Raw genomic sequence first — 11,549 nt, forward strand, 5'->3', positions numbered from 1 at the left:
CCGAGGGGCACGGCATCCGGTTCGGCGACCGACGGGCCGGTACCCGCCTCAGCCGGGCCTCAGCCTGCCAAGCCGATCACCAGCCACATGAAGCCGACCCCGGCCACGGTGCACAGCAGGGTGCTGCGCGAGGGGTGCGGGCTGTGTGCCTCCGGGAGGATGTCGGAGGTCGCCAGGTAGAGCAGGAAGCCGGAGAAGAAGCCCAGGTAGAGGCCGAGCAGGTGCCCCGGGATAGTGAACGCCAGGGTGATCGCGGCGCCGGACACCGGGGCCACGGCGTCCGCCGCGAGCAGGGTCAGCGCCCGCCGCCGGTTGTTCCCGTAAAGCCGGGTGATCGTGTACGTGTTGAAGCCGTCGGCGAAGTCGTGCGCGACCACCGCGATGGCCACCACCGTGCCGACCGTGGTGCCGGCCTGGAAGGCCGCGCCGATCGCGAAGCCGTCCATCACGCTGTGCCCGACCAGGGCCAGCGCGGCGGTCAGCCCGATGCCCTGGCGCCCGGCCTCGTGCGCGTGCCCGTCGTGGTGGCCGTGGGAGTGCGCGGCGTACTCGCCCTCGTGGCCGCGGTGGATGGCGACCGCGCGCTCGACCACATGGATGGTGAGGAAGCCGGCCGCGAACATCAGCAGGGCCTGCGGCACGCCGTGCACCTCGCCCGGCGCCTGGTGGATCGCCTCGGGCAGCAGGTCGAAGGCGACCACGCCGAGCATCAGTCCGGCGGCGAAGCCGAGCACCAGGTGGCGGCGGTCGCGGGTGCGCTGGGCGACGAAACCGCCGACCAGGGTCATCAGGAACGCCGCGGCGGCGACCAGTACCGCGGTCATCGGGCCGGCTCCACCGCGGGTCCGGCCGGCCGGCCGGGGCCGTCGTGTGGTCCGCCGAACGCTCTGCCCATTCCTCTCCCCCTGGGGTTCGCCCGTGGCCGGGACGACCGCCGACCGTACCGGACGCCCGTACGGCGGTGATCACCCGGGGTGCCGGGGCCCGGCCGGGAGCCGTTCCCCCAGCCTCGGTCCGGGGGTGCCGGGCCGCCCGCCGGATGGGCCGTCGGTGTGAGGCTTCCGGCAGGGCTCCCGACGGGCCGGCCGACCGGAGCCGGGGTGGTCAGCAGCCGGTGGCGAGCGGCAGCCCGAGGTGGGTGCCGGCGAGTTCGCGGACGCCGTCGCCGTCGATCAGGTGGAGGTGCCGGTGGCTCGCCTCGGCGGTGAGGTCCAGCACCTCGTCGGTGAAGCTTCCGGTGGTCAGCCGCAGGCCGCGCTCGGCGGACTCCTCGCCGACCGCCTCGGCCAGGGTCTCGATCTGCTCCGTGCCGATCGGCACGGTGTCCCGGGAGGCCCAGACCACCCAGCGGCCGGGCAGCGAGCTGCCGGGCGCGCCCTCGCCGGTGGCGACCAGCCCGGCCGGGCCGCGCAGCCGGACGCTCCACTGCGCGATGCCGCCCCGGGTCAGCAGGTCGCGCACCAGCTGGGCGAACTCGTTGGCGGACAGGTCGGAGGCGGCCGGCACGGTGGCCCCGGCCTGGGCGGCCGGCTGGATCCCGGCCCACGCGTACGGGTTCGGGGTGACGGCCGCACCGAGCTGGCGCAGCCGCACCAGGGCCTCGTCCTGCTCCGCGTCGGCGTAGACGCCCTCGTCGTCGCGCTCCTCGTACGGGGTGCCCGGCGGCAGCAGCCGGGTGCGGGCCAGCGCGTCGCGGTCGGCGTCCACGCTGACCAGGCAGAGCGGCTCGGTCATGGCCGGATCGCGCAGCCAGCCGTTGAGGACGACGCCGGCGAGTATCTCGTCGGTGTCGACGGCGTCGGCGGCCTGGAGGGCGCGCAGGGCGAGCCGGGCGACCAGCCGCAGGTAGTCGGTGGCCCGGTCCGCGGGCGGGCGCGGCACCGGGAGGATGTCGCCGTCCGGGGCGAGCCGGTAGCCGGTGAGCGAGGGCACCAGGCCGAGCGGCGGCAGGTCGAGGTCCAGCACGGCGGTGCGGGTGAGCGGGCGGAACACCGCCCGGCAGGGGGCGGGCAGGTCCTGGGTGGCGGTCTCGGCGGCGGCCAGCGCCCGTTCCAGCAGCGACTCGACGGCGGCCGGCTCGGCCAGCCGGTAGGCCCGACGGCACTCCTCCAGGCTCTCGTTGTACTCGCGCACGGCGCGGGCCCTGGCCTCCTCGGCCGCCTCGTGGGCGCGCCGGGACTCGTCGGCGGCCGGGCTGCCGGCCTCGGCCCTGCGGGTGCGCCACTCCCGCAGGGCGCGCTGGTGGGTGAGTCTGGCCTGGGCCAGTTCCCGCTGGTAGCCGGAGTCGAGCAGCCGGCGGGACGGGCCGCTGTCCGGATCGGCCGCGGGCGGCTCGGCGGGGGCGAAGTCCTCCCAGCGGGGCTCCTGCCGGTCGTCGGTGCCGGGGGCGTCGGCCGGGTAGGGGCGGGGGTGGTAGTGGCGCAGCTGGCTCTCGAAGTCCATGGCCGAGACGGGCAGCGCGGCCCGCCGCAGCAGGTCGGTCAGCCGGTCGTGCTCGGCCTGCACGGCGAGCGTGCGGTGGTGGGTCAGGGCGGCGGCCCTGGCGTGTGCCGCCACCGCCTCATCCGGGTCGGCCTCGCCGGGGCCGGGGTGGCCTGCGCCCTGCTCGGCGGGGCCGGGGCCGGGGCTGACCTGGTCCCGGTCGGCGGCGGCGCGGTCGGCAGGGCCGTCCCCCGCACCGCCGGGGCCGGGCCCGGGGTCGGACGGGACGTCACCGGACGGGCCGCCACCGGCCGTCCCGCCGCCGGGGCGGCCGGTGGCGGGACCGTCCGGCTCCCGGTCCTCCTCTGCGCCGAGGTCACGGAATACCGAGGCGAGGAAGCCCGGTCGGGGGAACTGGACGGTGGCGGTTCCGTCGGACTGGCCGTCTGCTGAGTACTGCATCGGTCGTCGTTCCCCCATGCTCGTCCGGCGCCTGCCAGAGGCGGTCGGCGAACCCGTGGACCCGCCCCTGCCGGACATTGTCCCCCGAACGGGCGCAGCGGTCAGCCAAGCCGCTCAGTTGGTGCGGGTGTTGGTCAGGTGCAGTCCGATGTAGCCGACGTAGATCCGGCCGCTGCCGGAGCAGTCGTCCAGGTAGTGCAGCCGTGGCGCGGTGCGACCGCCGCCGATCCGCAGGTGCGCGCCCATGAACGCGCGCCGCGAGGAGTCGACGCATTCCGGCACCGGCAGCATCCGCTCGCGCTTCCACTTGGTGTGGCTGAACACCGTCCGGGACTCCCCGCGCACCGCCTTGCGCGGCGGGAAGCCATGGCAGCCCTCGGGGGTGCGCTCGCACCACTGCTTGAAGTCCCCGCCCGCCGCGCCGCGCACGGCCGCCTCGGCGTACTCCTGAAGGGCGGTCAGACCGTCCCAGGCGAGCCGGGCCCAGCCGGCGCCGGCGCACTGGAGATCGTCCAGGGCGAGCGCGTTCTTCTGGTCGCCCGTGAAGGTCACCAGTGGGAACTCCTCCAGTCTGGCCATCAGCTCGGTGAAGGTCTCGGGCGTGCCACGGCGGTCGGCGGGCCGGGCGGCGGAGTGCGGGCCGACGGCCGGCCCGGTGACCGGCGTGAGGCAGTGGCGGCTGGTCAGGCCCCGGGCCCCGGAGCGGAGGCGGCCCTCCCTGACGTCCCGGCCGTCGCGGCCCTCCCGGCCCTGGCCCCGCTCGCGGTGGTCCCTGCGCTCCAGGCGCAGGGTGTGCCGGACCCGTGCCAGCTCGTCGGCCCTGGCCTGCTGCTCGGCGCGGTCCTGCTGCTCCTCGCGGGCGACCGCGGCCAGGTCGGCGCCCTGGCGGGGGGCGGCCAGGTCGGCGGTCCGCGCGAGGGCCTGCTCGGCGGCCCGCTCCGTGGCCGGACGGAGCTGCGGCGGCGGGACACGCAGCACCGGGACGGCCGCCAGCGGAGCCGGCAGCGGCTGGTCCGCGGCGAGGCGGCGCGGCTCGCGGGCGAGCAGCCCGGCGGCGCGACGCAGGTCCTCCTCTATTCGGCCCCGGGCGAGCACCGGATGCCGGGCGCTGTCCTGCCGGGAGGCCGGGTCGACCTCGGGCAGGAAGGTGCGCACCGCTCCGCCGTAGACGGTGTGGTACTCCAGTGCGACGTTGAACCCGGTGCGGGCGCCGGGGTCCAGCACGCAGACGGTGGCGAGGCCGGGCAGCTGCTGGCAGAGCGGGCCGACCACGTCCTGCACCCAGCGGTCGAGCGGGAGGTTCACCGGGACGCTGGCGACCACGGTGGGCAGCCTGCGCTCGGGATCGCACAGCTCGTCGATCAGGGCGTCGACCTCGTCGGCCGTGATCACCCGGGGTGCGGAGTGGACGGCTGCCGGGCCGTCGGTGGCGTCGAGCAGCGGGAGGAGCGAACGGGCGAGTTCGGGCACCGGCACCCGGCAGGGGGTGCGCACACCGCTGCCGGTGCTGTGCGTCTCGGCCTCCAGCCGGACCCAGGTCGCGCCGTCGGACCCGGTGGCCACAGTGAGGGTGAGCTGCTGGGTGCCGTGCGGAGCCGGGGTGCGCAGGCGGCGGCGGTCGTAGCGGCCGGCGCCCGGGCCGTCACGCAGCGGGCCCCGGTCCCGGTCGAGCAGGACGCGCTCGCCCAGGCGGAGCCGCTCGGTGGCGGGGTCCGGTGCGGCGCTCTGCCCGACGGGGGCGTACGGGGCCGGTGGGGGCTCCTCGTAGCCCTCCTGCTTCAGCCAGGAGGCGAGCTGCTCGTCGGCCAGGGCGACGGCCTCGGCGTGCGCGAGGGCCGTGGTGACCGTCATCCGGTAGGGCGTCGCGAGGCCGCGGGGGCCTGGCAGCTCGGGGCCGGCGTGCGAGCGCACGCGGTTCGGGGCGGCGCGGTTCGCGATCGGGTGGTTCGAGGCCTGATGGTTGGAAGTCGGGCGGTCCGGGGCCGAGTGGTTCGAGGTCGGGTGGAGCGCGAACTGGGGAGTCGAGGTCGAACGGCCTGAGGTCATGCGCATACCTCCGTGGTGCGGGGTGGGGTCCTGTGTCCTCCATCGACGGTTTCGTCCGGTTCTGCCGGAACCTTGCCCAGGAAACGCCACGGCCCGGAGCGGAAGTTCCAACTCCGGGCTACGACACTACGTTCGAGTGAATCTGCTCAAGCGGTCTTCCGCGTGCCGCGGACGCTGGGTTACGGGAAACAGCCTGTCACGGGCCGTCCGAGCGGGGCGCCCGGACCGTCCCAGGAGCCCCCGCGCCGCCGCCCGCCGGTGCGGTCAGACCGGCACCTCGACGTAGGTGCGGCCGGCCGGGACGGCCACCGCGGTGCCGCCGGTCGCCTCCGCCAGCCAGACGTGGAAGTCCGCCGTGTCCGGCTCCGGCACGCCCACCTCGATCCGCACCCCGGTGGCCTCGTAGGCCAGGTCGCTCACCGTGTACCCGGCCGCCCGCAGGTCGTTCTCCACCCGCCCGGCCCGGACGTGGTCCACCGTCACCGCGAGCAGCGCGACCGGCCGACGCTCCAGCAGGCCGATCTCGTCCACGGCCTCCGACACCGCGCTGCCGTACGCCCGCACCAGGCCGCCCGCGCCGAGCTTGATCCCGCCGAAGTACCGGGTGACCACGGCGGCGGTGTCGGTCAGGCCCCGTCGGCGCAGCACCTCCAGCATCGGCACCCCGGCCGTACCGCCGGGCTCGCCGTCGTCGCTCGAACGCTCGCGGCGCTGGTCGTCACCGACCACGAAGGCGGTGCAGTTGTGCCGGGCGTCCCAGTACTGCTTGCGGATGGCGGCGATGAAGGCCTGTGCCTCCTCCTCGTCGGCGACCCGGCCGAGGTGACAGATGAACCGGGACTTCTTGATCTCGATCTCGTGGCTGCCGGCCCGCCGGATGGTCAGGTACGGCCTGGCGGTGGGCTCCGGCGTGGCGGACATGGTGCGGCGGTCCTCCCGAGGACGGCGACGGCTGGCGGCGCGCACCCGGGGCGCCGGGGCGGCACCGCCAGCCTAGTTGGCACGCGGCGGGGGGAGCGGCGACCGGGGGCCGCCCCCGTCCCGGGACCCGGGGCTCTGAGGTCACGGGTCCGCGGGCAGGGGCGCCGGGGGCCAGGACGCTGCGGCCAGGACGCTGCGACTGGGAGGCTGCGGCCGGGGAGCCGGGGCTGGCCGGCCGTGGGTCAGCGGCCGGCCAGCGCGTTCAGCCGCTCGCGGTCCAGGCCGGTCAGCGCGGTGACCTCGGCGGGGTCGACGGCGCCGCAGTCCAGGCCGCGCAGCAGGTAGCCGCTCAGCGCCCGGGCGGTGGCCGGCTCGTCCATCACGTCGCCACCCGCCTCGGCGACGTACGCGGCCAGCCTGGCGGCGGCCGCCGCCAGGCCCTCGCGGTAGAAGGAGTAGACCGCGGCGTAGCGGGTCGGCAGGTGCGCCGGGTGCACGTCCCAGCCCTGGTGGTAGGCGCGGGCCAGCGAGCGGCGGACCAGGCCGTGATGGAGCTTCCAGGCGGCGTGCACCTGTTCGGTGGACCCGGTGGGGATGACGTTGGTCGAGCCGTCGGAGAGCCGTACCCCGGTGCCCGCGGCCGCCACCTGCATGACCGCCTTGGCGTGGTCGGCGGCCGGGTGGTCCATACTCTGGTGGGCCGCGCTGACGCCGCAGGCGGCGCTGTAGTCGAAGGTCCCGTAGTGCAGGCCGGTGGCGCGGCCCTCGGCGGCCTCGATCATCCGGGCCACGGTGGCCCTGCCGTCCGGGCCGAGGATCGCCTGGGTGGTCTCGATCTGGATCTCGAAGCCGATCCGGCCGGCGGGCAGCCCGGCCCGGCCCTCGAAGTCCTCCAGCAGCCGGACCAGCGCGGTGACCTGTTCGGCGTAGGCCACCTTGGGCAGGGTCAGGACCAGGCCGTCCGGCAGCCCGCCGTGCGCCAGCAGGGTGGCCAGGAACAGCTCCAGGGTGCGGATGCCGCGAGCCCGGACGGAGGCCTCCAGGCACTTGATCCGGATGCCGAGGTACGGCGGCGCGCCACCCCCGGCCACGGCGGCGGCGACCAGTTCGGCGGCGCGCACCGCGGCCGCGTCCTCCTCGGCGTCGGGGCGGGGGCCGTAGCCGTCCTCGAAGTCGATCCGCAGGTCCTCGATCGGCTCGCGCTCCAGCTTGGCGCGGACCCGGGCGTGCACGTCGGCCAGCAGTTCGTCGTCGGGGACGCCGAGGGCGCGGGCCAGCTCGGCGGGGGTGGCGGCGTGGCGGTCGAGGGCTTCCAGGGCCCGGCGGCCCCACTCCCGCACGGTGTCGGCGCCGAAGGCGTCGGCCGGGACGTAGACGGTGTGCACCGGCTGCCTGGTCGCGGGCTCGCCCGGGTAACGGCGTGCCAGATCGGCGTCGACCGGGGCGAGCAGTGCCTCCACGGCGGCACGGGTCGCGGTGGAGAAGGAGGCCCCGTCCACGGGCCCGGTTCCGTCGGCCTCGCCCCTTGTCATCCGCACTCCTCCGTGCCGAACCAGCACTTCAACAGTTTGTTGACGCGAAGGTAGCCCCGGCGGGATCGGGCGTCAACGGGCACCCGGGCCCCGGATGCTGACGGCCTGCGGTCAGTCCCTTCCAGCGGCAACGTAGCGGTCGCGCAGCTCCGGGTAGAGCTCGGCGACCTCCTTCGGATGCACCGAACCGTCCTGCCCCTTCCCGGTGACGCCGTACTCCCGGGTCAGCCAGTCGGCAAGACGCTGGGGGTCGGGCTGGTGGCCGTGGCTGTCCATGTACGAGACGAGCGCCTCGTAGGCGAGGTCCGGGTCGAGGCGCCCGAGCGTCTGGGGGGACGCCTGGTCCTCGGCGCGGACGGGCGGCTCCATCGGGACCGGCTGCTCGGAGCGGTCGGACCTGTCGGAGCGGGAGGGCTGGACCGGCTGCTCCGACGGGTGTGCCAGCTCGGGCTGTTCGGCCCGCTGCTGGTGGCCGGCCGGGTCCGCGGGGGCGGTCTCCTCGGCGATCGGGCGCGGGGGCTTGAACCAGGGCGAGGCCTGGCCGGGCACCCGTCCGCCGGGAGCGGCGTCGGCCGGGTGGCCGGTGGTGCGGACCGGGCGCTCGGTCCAGACGTTCAGCTCCTCGCCGCGCGGCTGCGGGGCGGCCTCCGCCGACGCGTCCGGTTCCTGGGCGGCGCGCAGGCGCACGGCGGCCAGCTTCGCGAGCATAGGTGCGGCGACCTCGGCCGACAGCGGAGCGACGGCCGCGGGCACCTGGGCCGGTTCCTGTTCGGACTGGGCCTGCTCCGGCTGGGCTTGTTGGACCTGCTGGGCCTGCCCCGGCTGGATCTGTTGAGCCTGCTGGGCGGTCTGCGCCGCCTGCTGCGGCTGCTGGGACTGCTCCGGGTGCGCCACCACCGGGGTGGGGGCGATGGCCGCGGCGGTGTGGTTCTCCTGGAGGCCGGTTCCCTGCGCCTCCTTCTCCGCCAGGCCTTCCTTGGCCTCGCGCTCATGTCCCTCGTCGTCCAGCCGGTCGAGCAGCGCCGGATCGAGCGGCACGCCGAACTTGGCGAGCTTGAGCGGCAGCAGCGCCTGGATCGGCGCCGAGCGACGCCAGCCACGGCCGTACCGGAAGCGCAGCTGCGCCCGGTAGACCAGGCGGTTCTGCTCCAGCCGGATGACCTCGTCGTAGGAACGGAGCTCCCAGAGCTTCATCCGCCGCCAGAGCCGGAAGGTCGGCACCGGGGAGAGGATCCAGCGCATCACCCGGACCGACTCCATGTGGCGGTCCGCCGTGATCGCCGCGATCCGGCCGACCGCGTGCCGCGACGCCTCGACCACGACGACGAAGAGCAGCGGGATGACGGCGTGCATGCCCATGCCGAGCGGATCACCCCAGGAGGCGGCCGCGTTGAAGGCGATGGTGGCGACGGTCAGCAGCCACGCGGTCTGCCGCAGCATCGGGAAGGGGATGCGCAGCCAGGTCAGCACCAGGTCGAGTGCGAGGAGCACGACGATGCCCGCGTCCACACCGATCGGGAAGGCGTAGGAGAACGCGCCGAAACCTTTCTCCTCGGCCAGATCGCGCACCGCGGTGTAGGAGCCCGCGAAGCCGATACCCGAGATGATGCAGGCGCCGGCCGCGACCATGCCGAGCAGGCCCCGGTGGGCCTTGGTGAGCGTTGGGCGTGCCATGACGTCTATCAACCCCTGGATGGTCGGCTGCTGCCGTACGCTGCCTCGGCTGCCGGGTGCCGCTGATCGGGCCGCCGGACGGTTGAGCAACCTCCGGGCTCGGCCCATCGGAGTTTACTCGTACACCTGTTTAAGCGTTCCCACAGCCTGGGGTGTCACAGGGCGACGGCCCGACGGCGGCCCCCGGCACCGCGCGGACCTGCGTCGGAGGCCGGCCGGGTCGTCAGCCGGTCTGCCCCGCGGTGCCGTTGAGGTAGGTCAGTACGGCCAGCACCCGCCGGTTGGCGTCCTCGTCGGGGGCGAGTTCGAGCTTGGTGAAGATGTTGGCGATGTGCTTGGCCACCGCGCCGTCGCTCACCGAGAGCCGGGCGGCGATCGCCGAGTTGGAACAGCCCTCGGCCATCAGCTCCAGCACCTCGCGCTCGCGTGGGGACAGCCGCAGCAGCGGGCCAGGCCGGCGCGAGGTGGTCTGCATCAGCTTGGCGATCACGTCCGGGTCCATCGCCGTCCCACCCGCTGCCACCCGACGGACCGCGTCGATGAACTGTCCGGCGTTGAACACCCGGTCCTTCAGCAGGTAACCGATCCCTCCGGTGCCGTCGGCCAGCAACTCCCGTGCGTAGAGCTGCTGGACGTGCTGCGACAGCACCAGCACCGGCAGGCCATGGATCTCCCGGCGTGCCTTGAGCGCGGCCTGCAGGCCCTCGTCGGTCAGCGTCGGAGGCAGCCGGACGTCCACCACGGCCACGTCCGGGCGGTGGGTCAGCAGTGCCTCCAGCAGCTCGGGACCCGTCTCCACCGCCGCGGCGATGGTGAAGCCGTGCGCTTCCAGCAGCCGGATCAGGCCTTCGCGAAGGAGGTAGAGGTCCTCGGCGAGGACAACTCGCACGGCAACTCCAAGGTGATGGTGGTGGGTCCGCCCGACGTGCTGTCGATGGAGAGGACACCGTCGAAGGTACCCAATCGCTTCTCGATCCCGCGCAGTCCGGTCCCCCGTGAGGGATCCGCCACCCCCACGCCGTCGTCCGTCACCGTGACCCGCAGGAAGCCGGCCCGGTAGAGGATGTCCACCCACACCTGCTCCGCCCCCGAGTGCTTGGCTGCGTTGGCCAGCAGTTCGCAGATGCTGAAGTACACGGTGGCCTCGACCGGTGCCGCCGGCCGGTCCGGCAGGCTCACGAAGACCTCGGTCGGCAGCGCGCTGTCCAGCGCCAACGCCCGGACCGCGTCGCCGAGTCCGCGCTCGGCGAGCACCGGCGGGTGGATGCCGCGCACCAGGTCCCGCAGTTCCTGGAGGGCCCGGGCCGAGGACTGACGCGCCTCGGCGAGGAGCTCCCGGGCAGCGTCCTGGTCGGAGTCCATCAGGTGCTCGATGGTGCCCAGCGTCATCCCGATCGCGACCAGCCGCGCCTGCGCACCGTCGTGCAGGTCCCGCTCGATCCGCCGCAGCTCGGCCGCCTGGCTGCCCGCCGCGTCCGCCCGCGTCTCGGTCAACTCGGCCACCCGCCTGGTCAGCTGGGCGTTCGTCGCGCGGCCGTCCTGGTCCAGCACGCGGCGGGCCGCCTCCGCGTACGCCCTGACCGCCAGTGGGGCCCCGAGTATCCCGACGACGATCATGGTGGCCCCGAGCACGAGGCTCGCCAGGATGGACAGCTCGCGGCCGCTCAGGAAACCGAAGTCGGTCATGGGGACCGCGCCGGTCAGGGTGTAGGCGAGGCCCAGCCCGAGCAGAACCGCGACCGGGCCCACCAGGACCACGGCGAGGACCGGGTTCACCACCAGCCAGACCAGCTCGGCGCGGGTGGTCCGGTCCCGCAGGCCCCAGTGGACCGCCTGCGCGTACTTCGCCACCGTCCGCGAGCGGTGGTAGGTGTAGCCCGTCCACCAATGCCCGCGACCGTCCAGCTCCAGCTCCGGCCGGGGCTCGTAGGTGGCCGGCAGCCGTATGCCGAACCAGCGTTCCACCTGCCCCCGGGTACGGGCGGCGACGCTGTGGACGAGGGAGGCGGCCACCACGGAACCGACGACCGCCGCCGCCAGCAGCGCGGCCAGGATCTCCGGGACGTAACCCTGGAGGGTCTGGGCCGTCATCACGCCCGAGACGACCGCGGCCATCACCGGCAGCACGAACCCCGGCACTGCGGCGAGCAACACCACGACCAGCCGCGTCAGGCCCTCACCGCCGGCCACGAAGGCGGACCGGGCCTGCGCACGTACGGAGACGCCGCTCGTACGACTCACTGTTGTCACGGGAAGCTCCTGATGCCGGTACCGATCGTCCTCCATCAGTGTTCACGAACCACCCGCCACCCACACTGGCCATGGCACCCCAATCCCGGGGTAGACCTAGGACCACCTGCTGGTGGACAGAGTGACACCATCGAGTGAGATGATCCTAAAATGCAAAGAACCCCCATCCGGGATTCCCGGATGGGGGTTCTTCAGAAGAATTGTTCGGCGGCGTCCTACTCTCCCACAGGGTCCCCCCTGCAG

Annotated in this window: 8 protein-coding genes; all 8 read right to left on the bottom strand. The window is 74.5% G+C overall.

Features of this window, described 5'->3' with window-relative positions:
- Positions 1 to 59: 59 nt before the first annotated feature.
- Complete coding sequence (locus ACIQOW_RS39225; protein WP_401092713.1) at positions 60 to 824, bottom strand: ZIP family metal transporter; 765 nt, start codon at positions 822 to 824, stop codon at positions 60 to 62.
- 280 nt (positions 825 to 1,104) lie between these two features.
- Entirely contained in the window at positions 1,105 to 2,883 is a 1,779-nt protein-coding gene (locus ACIQOW_RS39230; RefSeq protein ID WP_401092714.1) for a restriction endonuclease, read from the bottom strand.
- A 114-nt stretch (positions 2,884 to 2,997) separates the two neighbouring features.
- On the bottom strand, positions 2,998 to 4,929 hold the full coding sequence (locus ACIQOW_RS39235; RefSeq protein WP_401092716.1) for a hypothetical protein: 1,932 nt from the start codon (positions 4,927 to 4,929) through the stop codon (positions 2,998 to 3,000).
- Positions 4,930 to 5,193: 264 nt separating this feature from the next.
- Positions 5,194 to 5,850 carry a YigZ family protein gene (locus ACIQOW_RS39240; RefSeq protein WP_401092718.1) on the bottom strand — a complete coding sequence of 219 codons (657 nt, stop codon included), beginning with the start codon at positions 5,848 to 5,850 and terminating at the stop codon, positions 5,194 to 5,196.
- A 242-nt stretch (positions 5,851 to 6,092) separates the two neighbouring features.
- Positions 6,093 to 7,382, bottom strand: a complete 1,290-nt coding sequence (locus ACIQOW_RS39245; protein WP_401092720.1) for a DUF6986 family protein — start codon at positions 7,380 to 7,382, stop codon at positions 6,093 to 6,095.
- A gap of 111 nt (positions 7,383 to 7,493) precedes the next feature.
- The gene (locus tag ACIQOW_RS39250) at positions 7,494 to 9,056 is read right to left on the bottom strand and encodes a DUF2637 domain-containing protein (protein WP_401092722.1); all 1,563 of its coding nucleotides are present in this window, start codon (positions 9,054 to 9,056) and stop codon (positions 7,494 to 7,496) included.
- A 223-nt stretch (positions 9,057 to 9,279) separates the two neighbouring features.
- On the bottom strand, positions 9,280 to 9,945 hold the full coding sequence (locus ACIQOW_RS39255; protein ID WP_188300415.1) for a LuxR C-terminal-related transcriptional regulator: 666 nt from the start codon (positions 9,943 to 9,945) through the stop codon (positions 9,280 to 9,282).
- Positions 9,897 to 11,306: a sensor histidine kinase gene (locus ACIQOW_RS39260; protein ID WP_401092724.1), complete on the bottom strand. Its 1,410-nt coding sequence runs from the start codon at positions 11,304 to 11,306 to the stop codon at positions 9,897 to 9,899. The genes ACIQOW_RS39255 and ACIQOW_RS39260 overlap by 49 nt, the downstream gene beginning before the upstream one ends.
- Positions 11,307 to 11,549 lie beyond the last annotated feature (243 nt).

Source organism: Kitasatospora sp. NPDC091335, assembly GCF_044757205.1.
Taxonomy (GTDB): Bacteria; Actinomycetota; Actinomycetes; order Streptomycetales; family Streptomycetaceae; genus Kitasatospora.